This is a genomic window from Gluconobacter sp. OJA (assembly GCF_039638325.1).
Taxonomy (GTDB): Bacteria; Pseudomonadota; Alphaproteobacteria; order Acetobacterales; family Acetobacteraceae; genus Gluconobacter; species Gluconobacter cerinus.
This window is the reverse complement of sequence record NZ_JBDIWI010000009.1, coordinates 1-20170: the sequence shown is the minus strand read 5'-3', so window position 1 is coordinate 20170 and position 20170 is coordinate 1. Positions and strand designations below refer to the sequence as shown.

At 46.5% G+C, this 20170-nt stretch carries 10 protein-coding genes and 4 pseudogenes; 9 read left to right on the top strand and 5 right to left on the bottom strand.

Going from position 1 to position 20170, the window contains the following annotated elements:
* Positions 1-72 precede the first annotated feature (72 nt).
* Positions 73-650, bottom strand: a pseudogene (locus tag ABDK75_RS17725) (IS701 family transposase); the annotation flags it as partial.
* A 121-nt stretch (positions 651-771) separates the two neighbouring features.
* Here ABDK75_RS17725 and ABDK75_RS17720 point away from each other — a divergent pair.
* From ABDK75_RS17720 to ABDK75_RS17710, 3 genes and pseudogenes are all read left to right on the top strand, one after another.
* Positions 772-1313: pseudogene (locus ABDK75_RS17720) on the top strand (transposase).
* Positions 1314-1434: 121 nt separating this feature from the next.
* Positions 1435-2766 (top strand): glycosyltransferase, encoded by a 1332-nt coding sequence (locus tag ABDK75_RS17715; RefSeq protein ID WP_346006603.1) that lies wholly within the window; start codon positions 1435-1437, stop codon positions 2764-2766.
* 122 nt (positions 2767-2888) lie between these two features.
* A pseudogene (locus tag ABDK75_RS17710) lies at positions 2889-3344 on the top strand (IS5/IS1182 family transposase); the annotation flags it as partial.
* A 194-nt stretch (positions 3345-3538) separates the two neighbouring features.
* Here the strand turns inward: ABDK75_RS17710 and ABDK75_RS17705 are convergent.
* Positions 3539-5278 carry a hypothetical protein gene (locus tag ABDK75_RS17705; RefSeq protein ID WP_346006602.1) on the bottom strand — a complete coding sequence of 580 codons (1740 nt, stop codon included), beginning with the start codon at positions 5276-5278 and terminating at the stop codon, positions 3539-3541.
* Positions 5279-6398: 1120 nt separating this feature from the next.
* On the opposite strand from ABDK75_RS17705, the gene ABDK75_RS17700 reads away from it, so the two are divergent.
* The 6 genes and pseudogenes from ABDK75_RS17700 to ABDK75_RS17675 all read left to right on the top strand — a co-directional run bounded on the left by ABDK75_RS17700 (position 6399) and on the right by ABDK75_RS17675 (position 15747).
* On the top strand, positions 6399-7358 hold the full coding sequence (locus ABDK75_RS17700) for an IS481 family transposase (RefSeq protein ID WP_130732986.1): 960 nt from the start codon (positions 6399-6401) through the stop codon (positions 7356-7358).
* A 222-nt stretch (positions 7359-7580) separates the two neighbouring features.
* Positions 7581-11564 carry an amino acid adenylation domain-containing protein gene (locus tag ABDK75_RS17695; protein ID WP_346006601.1) on the top strand — a complete coding sequence of 1328 codons (3984 nt, stop codon included), beginning with the start codon at positions 7581-7583 and terminating at the stop codon, positions 11562-11564.
* A 19-nt stretch (positions 11565-11583) separates the two neighbouring features.
* Positions 11584-12879 carry a glycosyltransferase gene (locus ABDK75_RS17690; protein ID WP_346006600.1) on the top strand — a complete coding sequence of 432 codons (1296 nt, stop codon included), beginning with the start codon at positions 11584-11586 and terminating at the stop codon, positions 12877-12879.
* Positions 12876-13664, top strand: a complete 789-nt coding sequence (locus ABDK75_RS17685) for an ATP-binding cassette domain-containing protein (protein WP_346006599.1) — start codon at positions 12876-12878, stop codon at positions 13662-13664. The genes ABDK75_RS17690 and ABDK75_RS17685 overlap by 4 nt, the downstream gene beginning before the upstream one ends.
* A gap of 1 nt (position 13665) precedes the next feature.
* Entirely contained in the window at positions 13666-14415 is a 750-nt protein-coding gene (locus ABDK75_RS17680; protein WP_346006598.1) for an ABC transporter permease, read from the top strand.
* A 177-nt stretch (positions 14416-14592) separates the two neighbouring features.
* A pseudogene (locus ABDK75_RS17675) lies at positions 14593-15747 on the top strand (IS3 family transposase).
* A 29-nt stretch (positions 15748-15776) separates the two neighbouring features.
* On the opposite strand, the gene ABDK75_RS17670 reads toward ABDK75_RS17675, so the two are convergent.
* The 3 genes from ABDK75_RS17670 to ABDK75_RS17660 form a co-directional block, all read right to left on the bottom strand.
* Complete coding sequence (locus ABDK75_RS17670) at positions 15777-16484, bottom strand: hypothetical protein (RefSeq protein ID WP_346006597.1); 708 nt, start codon at positions 16482-16484, stop codon at positions 15777-15779.
* Positions 16485-16820: 336 nt separating this feature from the next.
* Positions 16821-17888, bottom strand: a complete 1068-nt coding sequence (locus ABDK75_RS17665; protein WP_346006596.1) for a glycosyltransferase — start codon at positions 17886-17888, stop codon at positions 16821-16823.
* Positions 17889-17914: 26 nt separating this feature from the next.
* Positions 17915-19999 (bottom strand): glycosyltransferase 61 family protein, encoded by a 2085-nt coding sequence (locus tag ABDK75_RS17660; protein ID WP_346006595.1) that lies wholly within the window; start codon positions 19997-19999, stop codon positions 17915-17917.
* Between the last annotated feature and the right edge of the window lie 171 nt (positions 20000-20170).

Here is a 20170-nt window from a genome sequence, read left to right as displayed (position 1 = left end):
ATACCCCAATCAGAATCGTAGGAAGGGAATCATAGAAAACAGGTCAGAGCCAAGGGAATTTATCGAACTCCCACGTTCGATAATTTCCCGGGCAAGAATAGGCTTGGTCGCAAACATCCTGCTTTCTGGAACAGAGGCTGAAGTTAATCGTGTCGGGTCTGTGCTCCAGGCTTTGGGGAGATACAGGGCACGATCCACAAAAGCATGACCGCGCGATGAGACATAGACTGCGAACACACCGATCTGGCAGTTCGTAATTTTACCCGCCGACCCCGTATACTGGCGGCCCACACCGCAGGACGCCTTACCTTTCTTGAGAAAGCCGGTCTCATCAACCACGAGAACCGCGTCTTTATCACTCAGGGTTTCCTGGACATGATTGCGGACAATGTCGCGGAGACCGTCGGTAGTCCCACTGCGTCCGTCCCAGCAAAGCCTACTGACGCCGGGGCCCTTCGTCGCCTGCGGCTTCTGCACGCTGCCAACCCGTCTTGCGCGGCAGGTTGCACAAAAGGGTTTCAAGATAATCCTCCGCCGAAACCGAAACCCGAGCATGACCAAACAGCGGACGCATCTTGTCCTTGACAGCCCGTAGCCCATCAACCACGCAGAGAAAGCGTCTCTTCAACAGACGCCCCGCCTGTCATCATATCCTGTTCAATTAGAGGACAAAGAATCAGATATCACATCAAAATACAACTGTAGTGTTAGGCTCAGAACCCATTGATTTGATTATGGAAATCTGATTCAGGCCCTGCGAGGAGACTGAAGATGAGCGACCTGTTTTGGCTGACGGACGATCAGATGGAGCGCCTGCGACCGTTTTTTCCCAAGAGCCACGGCAAACCTCGTGTTGATGACCGCCGCGTGTTGAGCGGCATCATTTTCGTGAACCGCAATGGTCTGCGCTGGCGTGATGCGCCCCGGGAGTAGGGTCCACACAAGACACTTTATAACCGCTGGAAGCGTTGGGGCGACAGGGGCATTTTCATGCGAATGATGGACGGCCGCACAGATCAGCGATTATGCCGATACCTCTAGCCCTGCTAGACCGTCTTCCCGCAGCACAATGGATGCTGGGAGATCGCGGGTAGATACCGACTGCTTCAGGTGCACCCTGGAAGAGAAAGGTATAAAGCCCTGCATTCCCAGACGGAAACCTCGCGGAAAATCGGTAGAATACTATATAGAGAAAATATAAACGCCGAAATTTCATCGAGATTACGGTCGGAAGGCTCAAGGACTGGCGGCGTGTTGCTACACGCTATGACAGCTGCCCCCGTCTTCTTCTGGCTATGAGCCCTGAGCCCTGAGCCTAAAGCAGCCTAACAGAATTATTCGAAAACTGGTATTTTATCTTTAACAACCAAAAAAACAACTAGACAATATTTCTTTTCTAAACGATAATTTCTTTTATTTAATAGAGGACGTAAAATGAAAGTAATAATAAATCACCACTTACAAGTACTAAGCGTGGATAACGAGAATAAGATAAAATTATTAAATATAAACGAATATGGAAATTACATTTTATTTGATAATAATAATTTTTTTGTTTCTGGTAGGGAGTGTTTTTTTTGTTGCCGAAGCGGCGAAGTAATAGTCTCTACCCGTCAAGATTATTTTCCAATAACTACGGGATTTTGCGGGGAGGAACAAATTTACTTTTCCCTTAATGGAGGATTTCTATCATCGAACACAAGTTCAATTTTTATTCAGCCTTTCTGTGGCGATTGGGAGAAGTTTTACCTGTTAGATGAGAAAAAGCTGCAGATAATACGTAATTGCTTTGCAAAAGGATGCTATATACAGGGTAGTAATGTATATCTTCCTCCAGAAGAAATAATTCAAAATAAAAACGGAATTAAATTTGGTAAATATAATATTAAAATAGAAAATATAATAAAATCCATAAAAACCGAATCTAATAGGATTATTTTCTTTAGGGATAATTTAGGAATTATTATAATAAAACCTTTTAATCCTCTTGTATATTTAACTTGCTTTGGTGGTTCAGACATAATTTCTTCCGCAGAAGAATCTATTTACTCATTATTTCATTTTGGAGATTTCATTGGGGAAGTTCTTATTATAACTGATAATGAAAATATAAGCTTTTCTGAAAAATTACTTCCATTTATGGGAAGAATACATTTTCAAAAATCTAACGCATATGATTTTTTTGATTTTACATTATCGAGATATATGATTTCTAATATATCAGAAATGATAAATTATTCTCCAATAATGTATATGGATTGTGACATAATTATTAATTCAAACATTAATGAGGTTTTTCATGATAGTATGAAAATAGATAAAATTCTCTTCAGTGAAGAGTATAGGTTATCGGAATCATCTCCTTGGTTTGGTGGAGAGCATTGGAAAGAAGTGGGAAAAGATTATAAATTAATGCAATCAGGCATAAATTCAGGAATTTTTGTTTTCAACTCTATAGATGCCGCCAAAGAAATTCTAATTTCTGTTGTGCAATCAATGATTAATTCTCAAAAAACAAAACATAGCCGAAGTAAAATAATACTCGAAACTCTAGATCAACCAAATCTAAACTATGTTCTAATGGCTCATTTTCCAAGTTGTTTTGATACAGAAAAACTTACTTCATATGTATTCCACGGATCTGGGGGGTGTTTCTCGGATATACCTACATTAGGATTTGCTCATTTTAATGGTGGACTAGGCAATTTTGAGTCAAGACTAGAACTTATGCGTAATTATGTGAAATATATAGAAAATAAAAACTAATTTATTCCGTAATAAATATTTATTTTTTGAAACCAGTAGAGCGAAAGGGTTCGAAAAACTTCTTGGTTTTGATGCCCCCCCCCCTGTAATTTCATTTCGTCACCGATGCACGGAGATTGAAGATGAAACAGCTGGGTTTTTTTGATGTTGAATAGCTGCTTGCTCTGCTGAGGAGACTGGCGACCAACTCGACGCGTTTTTCCAGACTGTGGATTTTGAAGTCTCCTGCTCGGATCTGGGCAAGGCTCTGGCAGTTTCCGGAAGGGGGGCATAAAGGCGGGTTCCCGCCGTTTAATCCGAAACTAATGTTCCAGATTCTGGCTGCTACCCTGGTCGCAGCTCCTAAGTAGCGCAGCAATACGAACGCAGAGAAGGCGGATCTTCGGGAGGCACGGATCTCGCTAGACTGGAAGGACAAGCCCTCAAAGCTGTGCCATAAACATTCTCATGTGCGCTGGACGCTGAAATTTAATAAACCGAGGCGGTAAGAGGATGGAACCATGCCAGTCAGCGATCTCGCCATGCCGCTCTTTGGCTACAACAGATCCCGTGTCTATACCGATCAGAGTTCTCGATGGGGCTGTATCATCCGCCCCATCGAGATCACGCGAGGGACCATAACGATCGGCGGGCTGGTCAATATTAGCTACTATGTATGCCGCTTTTTCTTCGTGTAAAGGGTGGGTGTAGCCACATAGTGATCTTGAGTGTAATGCCCCCGCTCTGCGCAGATGTAAAAGTTAAAATCATATCCCATTCAAATTAATCTCCATTACCAGCTTTCTAGCGCTGAACGCTTCCACGAGTTTGATGTGACACATATGTATAAGTAACTATGGTCTTGAGAAATATCACCTTTACTACATGAAGATGAACTGGATCCTGGAACATCCACACGCCTTACAACATTACCTAAGTCAATACTGTCGATATACATATGTAAGTCTGGGTATGAGTACCGAAGAGAAATCTGTTTATTTGGTACAGAACCGTCTATATTTAACGACCTTAAGATCTCCCTTCCATTAGTGATGGAGCCGGTATCCGATCCTACAGAAAACGCAGACATTTTTGTGGCCCCACTATCCGAAACATAAAAAGGCGTGCTTGCAGTTCCGGTCCCATTTGCCGCTCCGTTTAATGTGTATGCTAGCCCGACCCCGGACTTATATCCGAGTAGCCTGTTGTTTTGTCCCGCCTGTGTGCCGTCCGCAGTCAGGTCCAAAAACATGTCTTTCTGCATCCGGGTAAAGACGTGTGTCACACTTGGATCGAATGCGGCTTTGGAGAAGTCAAACAGCGCGTCATAAATGTAATCCGTGTCTTCAGACATTAGTGTCCCGATCCGAGCAACCCACCCGGTATTGGGGGAGTTGTCACCACCGATACCGAAAACTTCACCAAGATCAGCCGTAAATTGGCCCACACAGGTCCACACCAGACTGCCATCGGTTGTAGTAGCCCCTTTTATGAATTTCCATGCTGGGGCACTGGAACCGGAAGTGTCGGAAGCAGGGTTACCACTACTGGAATCATACGATTTGGAAAGCGCGTAAAACGTGAAGGGTTGTCCGCTCTGGTCCGCGACGATGATTTCCTGATAACGATGGTAAGATGTTGAAGCTTTCCATGTTACAGCATCTGCAATATGCGCGGTCTTGTTTCCAGAGGCTTCCACGGTCCCGTAACCCATTGTGCCGTACCCATGGGCCAGCCAAAACATCTTGCGGTTAAACTGCGTCGGATCATAGCTGCTTTTGCTATTTTCCGGTCCGCCCGTCGCAAAGTCTTCTTCGTTTATATAAGTAGCCTGATTGTATTTTCCATCAACTCCAGTCGAAAAATAAAACGGAACATACTGGTTTACTTCTTGGATATTACTCCACGTCCAGTCGGTTCCATAAATCCCCATATGGTGCCAGTCTTGCACATCATCGTCGCCAAATCCGCCGAGAGATAGGCTGTCGAAAATATCGTTTACGCCACTTTCCATTCCTTTCTTGTTGCGTCCTGCAACTGTGTGAATGTTGATATTCAACATGCCGGGAGAGCCAGCGTTCCCAGGTTCCTTGGTGGTATCAGCAACATAGTTGTACGCTACGTTCGGTAGGCTTGCGTTAAAGTTGATACCATTCGCATCTACCCGGCTGAAAGCAATCGCTGCATTAGCTCCGTATAGGATAGAAGACACGCCATTCCCAAAATATGGGACAGGAAACCCGATTCCATAATCGGTCACTGGATATGATGGCCACAGGTTGATTTCACCCTGAGCCTGAACGATGATGTTTCTGGTATTGCCTGAAGGAATAAGCGCACTGCTCCCATTATGAGGCCATATGGCTCCGGTAGGGATGTAAACCATCTTGGGATTTTTAGACCACAGACTGTCGATATCCGAGAAGTCTGCGCTAATACGACTATCGTCCAGTTTGATGCCAAAATCTGGCAGAGACTTGGTATCAACCCTTTTGGGTAAAATCTTCTGCGTAATATTTTCTGCACGCGCCACGCTCTCATTTCCACAGAGCGAAAGCATGAATAGTACTTGAGCGGAACCTATTCTACATTGCGAAAAAAATACGAACGAAATTATCACAAAACGAAGCCTCATTGCATTTCCTATAAATAGTATTTGGTAGACACAAAATTGACTTTCAGGCCATTTTCACAAAATATCCAATCTATCGCCTTGTTGCAGCAAAGTTGAGAAAATTCATCAAGGGCAAGGCATAATTATCGCAGCGGGTTTCGATGCGGCGCATTTGCTTGAGTTTGTTGAACATCTGCTTGATACGATTACGGTCCTGATTAATGTCGCCAATCTGTCTGCTAAGGAGCTTCACCGTATTCGTAATGATGGAATAATCTGCAGGATACCATTGATCAGAAGCTCCTGATGGACACAGTTGCTGTCATAGCCCCGATTAGCCAATATGACCTCTAGGTTAGGAACCGGCAACATTATCAGGGTGTCTATGAGTTTGTAATCCGAGACCTGGTCTCCGGTGAGGTCAAAGCCGAAAGGATCTTCAGGACTGTCATAGCGGGCGTGGACCTTGCTCGCAAAGCTCCGCGTGACCGACTAAAAGCCTCCGAATGAATCCCCTTTTGCTCAAGTAGCCTTTGAGTTAGGCTTGGGCGACGGTGCTCTAGAGCATATGCTGCCAGTCATCAGTCAGTCCCAGATTTACCAGAGTCTAAAAAAGAGCATTCCAGACACTCTATTCAGCCCACCGTTAGAACCGAAGACAAATCGAGTTTCACTAGCCATGACACCCATGCATGTCTCGCTAAGAACAGCCTGCGTACAGAATATGCAGTATGCAATTAAACAATAGGTAGTTATCTACGGATGGACAAGCCTAACGTCCACGCTCAGAGGAAACGCACGGACTAATCACCGCCCATTCATGATCCGTCAGAACACCTAGTGCCATAGCTATTCTCTATGCTCGGTTACCCCACAGGCAGGAAGTAAATCAGATTTTTCCTCAAACCGTTAGATCTTTTGTCCAGGTATCTTAACGATGCCGCTTTGATTATAATTTCTCTGATTAACTCGTTCAGCATAGGTGTTTAGTCCCGGGATTTGATGGTGTGGTATTTTCACGCGAGTGGAAGGAAGCATTATGGGACAGATACGTCATGGCAGCGCCACGAGCACGCACGCCGTGCGAGCAGCAATACAGCGATCGCAGGCTTCGCTCGCGGCGCTGAGCAGGGAGTTCGGGATCAACCCGAAAACAGTTGCAAAATGGCGGAAGCGTCAGACTGTCGAGGATCAGAAGACAGGGCCCAAAGAACCGCGTTCAACGGTTTTGTCCGAGACTGACGAAGCGATGATCGTGGCCTTTCGTCGGCATACCTTACTGCCGTTGGACGATTGCCTTTATGCGTTGCAGGCCACCATTCCGCATCTGACACGCTCAGCGCTGCATCGCTGTCTTCAGCGTCACGGGATTTCACGTCTGCCTGATGTCGAAGGAGACAAGCCAAAACGGCAGCACTTCAAGCGTTATCCGATCGGGTTCTTTCACCTCGATATTGCCGAAGTTCAGACTGCCGAAGGAAAGCTTTATCTTTTCGTCGCCATAGACCGCACGAGCAAGTTTGCAGTGACGCAGCTTGTGGACAAAGCCAACAGACGAACGGCCTGGGAATTTCTCGAATATCTTCTGCGCATCGTCCCTTATCAGGTTCATACCATCCTGACGGACAACGGCATCCAGTTCGCCGAACAGCCCCGTAACCGGGGCACCGCATGGTCACGTTCCATGCGTTTCGACATGATCTGCGAGGCTAACGGGATCGAGCATCGCCTGACAAAACCCAATCACCCCTGGACCAATGGTCAGGTCGAGCGAATGAACCGGACGATCAAGGAAGCAACTGTCAAACGCTTTCATTACGACAGCCATGAGCAGTTGAGGACGCACCTCAATGACTTCATGGCAGCCTATAATTTCGGGCGAAGGCTCAAAACCCTCAACGGTCTCACGCCCTATGAATACATCTGCAAAATATGGACTTCAGAACCAGATCGATTCATCATCAACCCAACCCATCAAATCCCGGGACTAAACACATAGGCACTGAACAGTCGATTTTTTTCAGAAGCCGAAAACATCGCGATGGATACTCCACTTCGTGCTTCATAAACGGCCCAACTTCCCGGATACAAACTTCAGACAAACAAATTTCTAGCATGCTTACATCACACGGATTGAAGGAAGGACAATCATTCTATACCGTGTTTTTAACGCTATATCATAGATTTTATCATCTTTTTTTAACGGACTTTCGACCCAGCTATGAAACCCGCGATTTATCACAAGACACTGCCGTTAACTCAGGCACAGAGAGGTCTTTGGATGACGCAGTTCATAGCGCCCTCTGGGTCTAACCTGAATATTGCCGAAGCTATTCACTTGCATGGTTTATTACACATACAAACCTTTATTTCTGCTCTGCAGCAAACGCAGGTAGAAGCCGAAACGCTTAGAACCAGAATTATACAAACTCGAAAAGGACTATTTTATAAAATCCTTCCTAACATTATAGTATCTTGTCCAGTCATTGATTACCTAGACGCAAAAGATCCAGAGAGTTTGGCGCTTAACTGGATGCAAAGTCGTCTTCGAGCACCGCTCAATCTGGCAAAAGACGAACTCTGGCAGAATGCCCTTCTAAGAGTAGGTGAAACACATTGGATCTGGTTCCATTGCTGTCACCATGCTGTGCTTGACGGTTTCGCCGGCGGTCTGATCGCAGCGCGTGTAGCAGCACTTTATACTGCACGTCTTAAGGGTGTAGAGATACCCTGCTCAGGGTTTTTACCTCTTGCAACACTATACGAGCAAGAACAAGTCTATCGCGCTTCCGAGCGTTACTTTCTAGACAAGGCTTACTGGCTTGAGCAATTGCGTGATGCGCCGGGGCCTGTTTCTCTCTCGCTCAGACCTCATCGTCTCCCTAATGGAGACCATGGTGGTGCGATCACCCGCTCGAAAATGATGGACAGTGCCAAGGCAGAAGCCCTCTCTAAGCTGGGACGAGCCAACGGATCGACCTTGCCTCAAACCCTAACGGCACTTCTCGTCAGCTATATCTATCGTGTGACAGGGCAGGATGACCTCGTAATAGGCATGCCGGTGAGTGCTCGTGCGACGCGGGCAGTCAGACAGACGCCCGGGATGGTCGCCAATGCTGTGGCGCTTCGCTTTCGTATCGAGCCTGGTACGAGCTTTACCGGGATGATCACCCTCGCACGGCGAGCCATGCGCGGTGCCCTGCGTCATCAGCAATATCGCTACGAGGACCTCAGACGCGATTTGGGTTTGTCCGGCGCGACGCGCCAGATCAGTCGCATTGGAATCAATATCGAACCATTCGATTATGATCTGCCTTTCGATAATCTAACCGTGCGCAATGCCAACCTAAGTAATGGCGCAATGGAAGATCTCACGATTTTTGTCTTCGACCGCAAGGATGGGGACGGTCTATGCATCCAGTGTGATGCCAATCCGGCCCTATACACCAAAAGCGAACTCGATGCTCATCTGAACCGCATTCTTCGTTTTTGCGACACGTTGTTGGCCACGCCAGAGATTCCCCTCGAAAAATGTATCATCCTTACAGCTACAGAAAGAGCGCAGCAGGCTGAGCGCAACCGACGAACGGCAAGACTCTGGCCCGAGACATCCCTGTCCCAGCTCGTGACAGAAGGAATCCGCTCTGGCACTTCGATGCTCATCAGCGATGCCTCAACGCTTCTTTCCAGAGAGAGCTTTCTGCAAAATCTTGATCGATTGGCATCCGTTCTCCGAGAAACAGGAATTGGTCCGGGCCATTTGGTAGCTTTGGCACTTCCACGTGATCGACGCATGGTCCTGTGTATAGCAGCTATCATCAAGACAGGTGCTGCCTGGCTTCCTATTGATGTCGATGCGCCCCTGCCGCGCGCCAGACTAATTCTTGAGGATGCGAGGCCCAGCCTTGTTATCCTGCCAGACCCGACTTATGCCAATTGGGCCTGCCAGCGCACAGCCTGGTACATTGATAGTGACACACTTGTTGCGCACCCTCTTAACAGAGTGTCTGCAACCCCTTCCCCTGTCGAAAGCGTTCCTGACGACACTGCCTATGTCACCTATACTTCTGGCACGACGGGACGTCCTAAAGGCGTAGTCGTCTCTCGCTCTGCTCTGAGAAATTTCCTGCACTCCATCAAGGAACGTCTCGCATTTGATGCTGCTGATGTGCTTCTTGCTGTGACTGCTTGGACGTTTGATATCGCCGTTCTTGAAATTCTTCTTCCTCTTGTGAGCGGGGCAAGTTGCGTAATCGCAACACAGCAGGATATCCGTGATCCGAAACGAATAGCCACGCTAATTATCGATCATCGCGTGACCGTCCTGCAGGCAACACCGACATTGTGGCAAACAACTCTCGGTACTGTTGCAGAGCACGTATTCAGTGGACTTCTTTTTCTGAGTGGCGGCGAAGCCCTGTCACCTCATATGGCCCGGCAGATGGTCAAGCTTGGCCGGGGCGCTTACAATCTTTACGGTCCTACTGAGACGACCATCTGGTCCACAGCCTGTCAGCTGACCCCGCATGAAAATGATTCGCCTCCAGCAGGCCAGCCTCTGGCCAATACACGTCTCTATGTTATCGATCGGTGGGGGAATATAGTGCCCGATGGTATAATTGGCGAGTTGCTGGTAGCAGGAGATGGCGTCGCAACGGGATATCTGAACCGTCCCGATCTAACGATCAGCCAATTCATTCCTGATCCCGACCAACCAGAAACCGCCCGCGCCTATCGCACAGGTGATTTGGCGGTGCTCGACGAGCGCGGTGTCCTCACAATTTTTGGACGTGCCGACCAGCAGGTCAAGATACGCGGCATGCGGATCGAACCTAATGAAATCGAAAGTACACTGTTAGGTTTACCGGAGATTCTGCAAGCCGCTGTTGTAGTCGAGACAACAGGCACGCAGACTCTCCTCGCCGCCTATCTGGTTCCTGCTGTTCCAGATACGATACTTGATCCGGCACAGATAAGACGGGCACTGTTCGCTCTTTTACCGCCACAAATGGTGCCTGCCCAGTTCATCAGTGTTGAAGCCCTTCCCCGTCTGACAAGTGGCAAGCTCGATCGTTCAGCTTTAAAAGTCCTCAAGAAACTACCGTCTGTGAGGTCTCTGACCTACGCCTCGACGCCAGCCGAATTGATGTTATCAGACCTCTGGTGCTCGCTTCTGAATATAGAGAAGGTCGATATCAATACCAGTTTCTTCGATCTGGGCGGCGACAGCATCATGGTGGTTGAAATGGCAGCCGCACTCTCTATCCGAGGCTATGAATTACCCATCGGACAGGTTTTCACTGCACCTACGATTGCCCTTCTGGCCCCCCTCTTCGAGGGGAAAGCTACCGCAGTGGATCCGCTTTCCATAACATTGCCAATACGTACTGCCGGTGACAGGCCGCCGTTCTTCTGTATTCATCCAGTTGTCGGTATAAGCTGGAGCTTTAATGCGCTCGCGCCTCTCCTGCCGGAAGGACATCCTGTCTACGGTTTACAGAATGCTGGGCTCCTCCTTGAGGAAGCTCCTCCTCAAACACTCGAAGCGTTAATTCGCTGCTATGTCACGAAAATCCGCACGATACAGCCACAAGGACCCTATTATATCATCGGTTGGTCAATGGGAGGCGTCATTGCTCAAGGTGTCGCCTACTTCCTGCGTGAAGCTGGAGAGGAAATTGCCCTACTTGCGCTACTCGACGCCTATCCAAGCCTTCTCGGAGATAGAGTTTTAACACTGGACAGCTCCGAGGCACTCCAGGCAGCGCTCGCGTTTCTGCACATCAATCCAGAAGTAGGCGTCTCCAAGCCACAGACTTTGGATGATTTGGCTGATTTTTTTCTCGCCGGCATCGACACTGCTCTCCTTCCAATTTTGCCACGAAGTAAGACAGGCAACCTGGCAGAACTTGCTGAGAAAATACGTCTTGTGACACATAGAAATTTGGAGATGCTGGTCGCTCATCGTCCCGCAAAAACCGATGTCGATATCCTTTTCCTACGTGCCAGCCAAAAAACCGACACCCTTGTTGCAGATTGCCCGCAGGCTTGGTCAGAGTTTACAACAGGACAGATTTTCGCTCATGATTTACCATGCCATCATGGTGACATGCTGACACCCGGTCATGTGGAAGCTGTAGCCCGTCTGATTTGCTCTCATCTGGCTCTTGGACAAGTGGCCCCTTCTTCGCTCAGCGCGACCTAAACCGAAATCGATATTCCTGATGAAAATCGTGATATTTACCATTGGAACGCAGGGAGATGCCCGGCCGTTTGTGGCACTCGGCAGGCGTCTCTGCACTCTGGGGCATGACATTTACATTGTGACGTCCGCGCGACATCGCCAGCTCATTGTCGATGGTGGCCTGTCTCTCATCCCCATTGAATCAGACTTTGCCGACCTTATGGCAAAAGAACATGCAGCCATGGACGCAGGGAACCAACTCCGTATTGGCAGACAAATGGCACGCGCCCTGTGCGACTGGATGCCACTTTGGGTCAAACAGGCCCTAGCCGCAACCGAAGGAGCAGAACTCATAATTGGCTCGGGATCGGCTACAGCGCTCGGCGCTTCAATTGCCGAGAAACGTAATATTCCCTTCGTACAGGCGCAGTTCATGCCGATGACGCCTTCCAAGCATATTCCGCCGCTCTGGCCCAATCCAAATCTGCCGCTGCCCGGAGCCGCCAACCTCATTCTGACTCATCTGGCAAGATTACTGATCTGGCAGCTCTTGTCGGCGCCTGTTTCCATCATGCGGCGCGATCTTGATCTGGCTCCAATAGGTTGGCGCGGTCCGTGGTCAAGAAAGAACGAACATACTCCTAATCAGTATCTGCTTTATGCCTTTAGTCGCCATCTTCAGCCACAGCCAGACGACTGGCCTTCTGATCGAATTGCCGTGACAGGCAGTTGGTTCTACGACGAGACGGCAGAATGGACCCCTCCCCCAGCACTCACGCAGTTTCTCGAAGCAGGTCCAAAACCTATATATATCGGCTTTGGAAGCATGATGTGTGGCAACCCCGGAACCTTCACGCGTATGATCCTTGATGCGGTCCGCCAGACAGGCAGACGAGCCATTATTGCGACCGGATGGGGAGCGCTTCGTATCCTGCGTGAGCAGAAGGACGATTCCCTCTTTTTCATTGAAAATGCTCCGCATGACTGGCTGTTTCCTCGTGTCGCAATGGCAGTACATCACGGTGGTGCAGGCACAGTTGCCGCAGCCTCACGTGTTGGCCTGCCGCAGGTCATAATCCCGTTCCTGGCGGACCAGTTTTATTGGAGTTGGCGCCTTAATACGATCGGGATCACACCCATGATCCTTAATAGAAAAAAGCTCACAGCCGACAAGCTTGCCCATGCAATCAACAAGGCCGGTACCCGTCCTGTTTCAGAAAAAGCCCAAATAATCGCACCTCTCATTGAGGACGAAGAGGGTATCGGGCGCGCTATTACTGTCCTTGCGCACTGGGGACTTCTCAAGCCCCCTATGCCTACCGAGCACGCTGTATGATGGGCGTACAGACCTCACGCCCCCCTGCCATCATCGTAGAGTCACTTCTTAAGTCTTATGATGGCAAAATAGTAGTCGACCAGTTGGATTTTTCCGTCGCGGCGGGCGAAACCTTCGCCTTCCTGGGGCCAAACGGCGCGGGTAAGACTACCACCATCAAAATACTGACTACCCTTCTGCCCCCTGACAAAGGGCGCATCCTATTAAATGGTGTGGACCTCGCGAAAGATCCGATGGGCGCACGTCGCCATTTTGGGGTAGTATTTCAGGATTGTACGCTCGATAAAACTATGACCGTGCATGAGAATCTGTGGATGCATTGTGTCCTCCATCAGATTCCACGGGCAGAGAGACGCGCCCGTATCGGAGACGTACTTGCCCTTTTTGATGTTTCAGATCGTCGTGACAGTATGGTCGATGCACTGAGCGGCGGCCTCAGACGGCGTATCGAGATCGCACGCGCGCTTCTGCACCGGCCAACTCTGGTCTTTCTGGATGAACCTACGCTTGGCCTCGATCCGAAAAGCAGACGCATCCTCTGGGCGCATCTGCAGCATCTCCAAAGAGAATACGGAACGACCATTTTCCTGACCAGCCATTATCTCGATGAAGTAGAGCGCTTCGCCCACAACGTGGCCGTGATCAAGAAGGGGCGTATTATCATCCAGGGCTCGGTGGACGCCATCATCCGTCACTCCGAAAAAACAACTCTTGAGGACAGCTTCTTGTTTCTGACCGCCGAAAAACAGGCGGAAGAAGACCTTTCTGCCGTTGCCGGAGCCTGACATGATGGATGTTCTTTACTGTCTCTGGCTACGACAGATCCGGAGTTTTCTACGTGCACGCGGGCGTATCATCTCGGCGTTGGCCCAGCCTTTTCTGTTCCTGATAGCTCTCGGCCTTGGCTTTGCACCTGTCTTTCGCAAGGCTGGAGAGGGAAATTATTTCGCCTTTCTCGCTCCTGGTGTGATCGGCGCAGGCATTCTGTTTAATGCCGTCTACTCAGGCTCAGATCTTCTCTGGGACCGTCAGTTCGGCTTTATCAAGGAAACGCTTGTGGCACCGGTGTCCCGCATCTGGATTCTACTGGGCAGGGCGCTCGGAGTTGCCACTGTGGCCTTGCTCCAGGCGGTACTCGTGGGTCTACTCTGTCTTGTCGCAGGGAATGTCTTTCCCGGTGCTGGACAGATTGGGCTCGCGCTCTTATTTGCGCTCTTGATAGCATTGATCTTCGCCTTTTTCGGCTCAATACTTGGTTCCGTCATGAGCGACGCGCAGAGTTTTTCTCAAATCGTCAATTTCATTGTCACACCTCTTTTTTATCTCTCAGGCGCTGTGTTTCCACTTCAAGGCCAAACAACCTTTATCCGTGTTCTCGCGTTCTGTAATCCCCTCACCTACGGAATTGACGGGATGAGAGGAGCATTGTCAGGTCAATCGATAGTATCTCCTGCATTTTCTCTTTTCATACTTACGCTTACAACTGCTTTAAGTGCCGTCTTTGCCAATGTGGCTTTTTCTCGCATTCGCCCATGAATAAAGATTTTTTCACTTATTTTATGTAGATATTATCGATATTTTACATAGATCGAAACGGCGCAATTTTTTACTCAAACGGGTGCGATTAATGGTCTATTCAATTGCTTTAACTGACGTGCCCGCCAGAAATGTAACCATTTAAAAGTAGAGTCCGTTCGAGAAGGATACGGACGGATGAAGCGCAGTCGTTTTACGGAAGAGCAGATCATAGGGATCCTGAAGGAACAGGAAACTGGGCTGAAGGTCTCTGATCTTTGCCGCAGACACGGGATCAGTCAGTGACGCGACGTTTTACAAATGGAAGACCCGCTATGGTGGTCTTGAAATATCCGAGGCCAAACGGCTGAAGGCCTTGGAAGATGAAAACAGCCTCCTGAAACGTCTTCTGGCGGATGCCATGCTGGATAATGCGGCACTGAAAGAAATTGTTGGAAAAAAGTGGTGACGCCTGTCGCAAAGCGGCAGACGGTCCTACACCTTCAAAAGGCTCTGGAGGTGAGTGAGCGTCGCGCCTGTGCCCTTGTTGGTCTTGCCAGGCGTGTTGCGCGGTATGTTTCCACCCGGGCAGATGATGCCGCCCTACACCAGCGCCTGCGGGATCTGGCGAGCCAGAGACGCCGCTTTGGCTATCGTCGCCTAGGGTATCTTCTGGCACGGGAAGGATTAAGTCTCAATCACAAGAAGCTGTTCCGCCTTTACCAGGAGGAAGGGCTGAAAGTCCGCCATCGGGGTGGCCGCAAGACGGCACTGGGGACACGTTCTCCCATGAGCATCCCTCAGGAACCCGGGCAGCGCTGGAGTCTGGATTTTGTCTCGGATGCCCTGATCTGTGGCCGCCGGTTCCGCATTCTGGCTGTTATCGACGATTTCAGTCGCAAGAACCTGGCATTGGTTGCCGACACGTCATTATCAGGTAGACGTGTGGCGCGGGAACTGACGACCCTGGTGGAACGATATGGCAAACCCCTCATGATTGTCAGCGACAACGGTACGGAGTTCACATCCCATGCCATCCTGAAATGGGCGGATGAGATGAAGGTTGAATGGCACTATATCGCCCCCGGGAAACCGCAACAGAACGGCTTTGTCGAAAGTTTCAACGGCCGGTTGAGGGATGAATGCCTCACCGAGACGCTGTTCACGTCTCTCAGCCATGCCCGACAGGTTGTGGCTGACTGGCGGGAAGACTACAATACGGTGCGTCCCCATTCCCAATTGGATAGCAGGACACCCGATCAGGTCGCCAGACAAGTGTCTCGGAGGCATGCCCCCGAGACACTTGTCATCCCACCAACCCCAAACCATAAAAACCGGGAACTCTCCTTTTGAGTGGATACAAAAAGGGGGGCACGTCAATATTAATCAATCGTATCGGATTTCTCTAAGTCTAACGCGCTCATTCGAGCAATCCCCTCGTCCCACCCGCGCACGCAGCCCCCGAAATGCATGGGGTTATTTTCGTACCAATCCCCGTGGTAAGTAATATTGTCTATATATACGCCGCTAATCTCGTTTGCGCTTTCGAGCATATTTTCTCTTACCGACAAGAGAGAAAACCTTAAATAACGCTCATAAGACTTTCGAGCTTGCAAAATTATTTTTTTTATAACTTCTTGCGACTGTGATATATTAAATTGATATTCCAAAAGAGCAGACCTACTCTCCTCACCGTTCAATGCCTCTCCATGTATTACAAATATGGGATCTCTGCTGTTGATTATTGATTGATTCATTCTGTTGCTTAAATATGTATATTTACTCCGCACCTTTTCTATGTCGTCTTTCCAGTTTTTCTTGATATAACCTTCCGAATTTCGTTCAAAAGCATGGTGTAGAATTAAGCCGCTTGGCCTATGAATCACACTATCATGATGGCCTAGCGGTATTAATTCTAGGTAGTCCCCGAAATTATCATCCACAAAATGAAATTTACGCTCAAAAAGATAAAGAAGAGAACTATATGAAGTTATAAAATTGTCTAAAAGACCTGTTTCCTTTTGCAGACCAGCTCGCTTTAGATTAAACGCAAGTGTACAGTTTGTACCAAGCGGGAAATAGGTAGTCATCTCTAATCCTTAGACATTAGATCTATTTCCTGAATATAATATATAATGCGGGAACAGTAAATAGTTTTTAGTTCGTGTTATTATGTTTTTGACGATAAGAAAAAAGGTTAAGCGCTCGAAAAACTTTCTCTTTCATCTAGATTAGAACCATAGCCAAATTAATATATTGGTATCTAACCAAACCAAAATTAAGAAAGTTCCTATCCATCCGGGCTTAAAGACGCTATAGCGCGGCGCAGCATACAAAGTCATTTTTCCACAATTGTAAAAAACTCATTACAATCTCAGGATCAACGATAGGAGAATAATTTTTTAAAACTGACTGCAAAACCGGCATTACAAGATTAAAGGCGTATTCTGATTTGAATAATGATTTTTAAAAAATTTAACATAATTATCTACGTCACTATATATAAGTCCAGATTGGTAAGAGTCAAAAAATCTATGACTGAATTTTTCGAGTAAATTGCTTATTGTCATTGTATAAACATATGGACCCGTAACCCGAAGAACAGAAAGCTTTCCACTTCCGTAGTAATTTTCTCTATAACGCCCAATTCTAGCTAAAACATTGTTGATAACGGCTTCTAAAAATGGATGCCCATTTTCAGAAATTATATTCCACTGTTGATACTCTCCTCCATCGATAGATGAAACTTCGGGGCCAAGGCCACATCCATCAAAAATTTCACCTGGCTTATTTCGCCATTGAGAAATAAGGTAATGATCATCATCATGAACAAAAGAATCAAATGCATTATTGGAACTTGACTTAATATCCAGGTAAGCGCCGCCCATCTTATAGAGACACAGATAACGAAAAAAATCTGCGCGAGCCGCTCCATAACGAGGATTTATCTTTAAGTACTTTTCTAGAATATCCCATCCGTAATAAGTGTATATAAAATCTAGCCTATCTTGTGCATTCCAATAAATATACTCCCAATTAGGGTTTAACGTTCTTAACTTTTCTACGGATGCTATGAATGCATTGGGAATATTTTTCTCGTCATGTGTCTGATGAATGACTTTTTTTATATGAAAACTTTTTCTTATTTTTGGAAAAGGATAAGCTTCTTTTTTTAATTGAGCGTAATCGTTCATCGATTTAATAGTAAATTTCTCCATTTCAAGACAATGCTGACGCCATCCTATAGCACCACCAATATCTGAGCAAAGAAAACCGTCTTTGCTTCGTAAGCAAAAATATCCGCCGTCAAATACAGTGCGTATATCAGAGGCTTCTAAAAAATTAGCCGGATATTTAATAATATTACCGCTTATGTCACAGAATAAATTAGGTTCTATTTCTTCTGGAAAGGCATGGTACAATCTTCCATCTTTAGAAACCGAAAGAACCGTGCCAAAACACGAAACAAATATATGTAGAATAGTGTTATCCATAGTAATTTACCTTTTACCTGTTAATTTTAGTCAATAAGGAAATTTTTAATTGCATTTTTCACGCGATCAATATCTACGTACCATCCGTGATTTTCACCATCCTCAAAGAAAAGCATTGAATGATATTTTACACCCGCCATTTGTGCAAGCCGCAGTGGACCGACGTTCAGGTAACTGGCTTGAATGAGCTCAATGAGGATCGCATCATTTTGCGCAAAAAACATATTTGATACCCCGGCTCCATGTCCTGCGACCACAAGTTTTGCTGTGCGGAAGACCTCAATCTGTTCTCGTACAGACTTTCCTGTAGCGACATAAATTTCAAATCCCAAACCCTGCAAGCATTTTATTAGCGCAGCTTCATTCAGAATTGATCGCGCTCCTGTATCTTGACGGGATATATATATAAGACGAGCTGGGGGAGAGACTGAAAAAAGCTCAACGTTCTTCAAAATATGTGCCTGTAAAGCAACACGTTCAGCTACTAAACAAGGCTGAGGCGTTGATCTTCCAACTAAATGACGGCAATACAATGCCTTGTCTGCCGTAACATATTCATCTCGTTCAAGCTCAATAATTTCAACGTTCTTATTTTTACCAAAAACTATATCAAAATACTCCCTCCTAAACTGGTTTTTCTTTCCTGTAATTATTGTTACTTTCTCAAGACCACTTTTAAAAAAGACATCATAACATAGGATCGCTGCGCTTAATGCCTCTGCCATGAAATGGTAGTAATTATCATATAAATGATTAAACCCTATTATTGCTACGCCAGGTATATGTCGATTTAAATGAGGCTTCTGCAGTCCGGACCAAATTGGCTGGTACATAGAAGTATATAGATATGGTATTAGATATTCTGACCCTCCAACCGGAACACCGTCAGAAAAGATAAATCCTGATCCACCAACAACACAGTGAGGAAGTTCGTTGACGGACAAATCAAGCCACTCGGACTTGCATAAATCTTGCCAATTTTTTAAAATTTCTTTTCTTTGATGATCCGCATAGACTTCCTGCTCCTCGATTACCTTAGCCGGATGAATTGTACGCCCGTGCAACACTTCAGAACGTTCTGATGGCGTCTTATAAATTTCCTTACCAAGTTCACTGGCATTACGGAATCCATTGAATAGAAAAGAACCGGCTCTTGCATGAGGTTGAATTGTCTGCAACTCAATCAGTTCCAGATCGACATCAAGCGCAAAAACCGGCGCATTAAAGCCCTTCAGAACGAAAGCCGACATCTCGAATACAGGGCGATCAAATGTGAAATTTTTACGATGTGCCAACTCTGAATAATCAATATTATGCGGCCAATTTTTCGGTATGATCCATGTCTCGCGAATATCAAATGCTGCCATTCCACCATAATGCTCAACGCGATAGGTACCTATATTCTTGCCAATATCAGCCAAAACATTTACATTAAGTTCGCCAAGAAAATGATTTTCGGCATAGTTATCATGATGACTTTTGTAACCTAGGCTATCCAAATAATCCTTAGCATAAGAGCTCGGCTCTACAAAAACTGCGACAGGGAAAAACTGGCATATTTTTTCAAGAAAATTAGCCACCTCTTCTTGCTTTTCCATATGAGTTAGAACAAGTGCACTCAAGAAAATTTTAATATCAGTATGCCCCAAAGCCTCATCCAAAGTTTCGACTTCTACAACATCGTACATGGAAATAAGTCGAGGGATAAGTGCCCTTACATTGTAGTTTGTCTTAAGAAAGACAATTTTTTCTTTTTTTTCATTAATGTATTTTTTTTCTTCGTATTCACCAGAAATACACTCAGTAGGAACTAAAGATATTTTCTTTTCTGAATAAGAAAAACTAGAAAAAACTACTTCTGTAGTAATGCCGTTTTCCTCCTTTATTTCTGTCGACTCCCAGGTAATTACACCTTTATCATCCATTATAATGATGGATCCGTTATGCGTATTCCAATATCTCTTATCGGAATGATCAACTTCCTCGATCAATCCAGAACTACCAAAAACAATTTTACTTGATAAGTCTTCATCTATCACGTTCTTAAAAGAAAATCGTCGGTCTGCAATATTTCTACGCAAGCAACAATTAGATATTTCTGGTTTTTTCATTTTAGAAATCCAAACCTTTATTTTTCACGAGATATTTTCCAAACGTGTTCGAGACAGTCTTATCATTGTAAACACGATCAACGGCGTTGCGAAAGCCCTTCTGGGATCTTTGTTTCACGTTTCAGTTTATATGCTCAGGCCTATTAATGTGAGGTCACACATAAAGGGGTC

Coding starts and splice junctions, on each gene's coding strand:
- ABDK75_RS17715 (WP_346006603.1), top strand. CDS start 1,435: ATGAAAGTAATAATAAATCACCACTTACAAGTACTAAGCGTGGATAAC.
- ABDK75_RS17690 (WP_346006600.1), top strand. CDS start 11,584: ATGAAAATCGTGATATTTACCATTGGAACGCAGGGAGATGCCCGGCCG.
- ABDK75_RS17695 (WP_346006601.1), top strand. CDS start 7,581: ATGAAACCCGCGATTTATCACAAGACACTGCCGTTAACTCAGGCACAG.
- ABDK75_RS17670 (WP_346006597.1), bottom strand. CDS start 16,484: ATGACTACCTATTTCCCGCTTGGTACAAACTGTACACTTGCGTTTAAT.
- ABDK75_RS17685 (WP_346006599.1), top strand. CDS start 12,876: ATGATGGGCGTACAGACCTCACGCCCCCCTGCCATCATCGTAGAGTCA.
- ABDK75_RS17660 (WP_346006595.1), bottom strand. CDS start 19,999: ATGAAAAAACCAGAAATATCTAATTGTTGCTTGCGTAGAAATATTGCA.
- ABDK75_RS17665 (WP_346006596.1), bottom strand. CDS start 17,888: ATGGATAACACTATTCTACATATATTTGTTTCGTGTTTTGGCACGGTT.
- ABDK75_RS17680 (WP_346006598.1), top strand. CDS start 13,666: ATGATGGATGTTCTTTACTGTCTCTGGCTACGACAGATCCGGAGTTTT.
- ABDK75_RS17700 (WP_130732986.1), top strand. CDS start 6,399: ATGGGACAGATACGTCATGGCAGCGCCACGAGCACGCACGCCGTGCGA.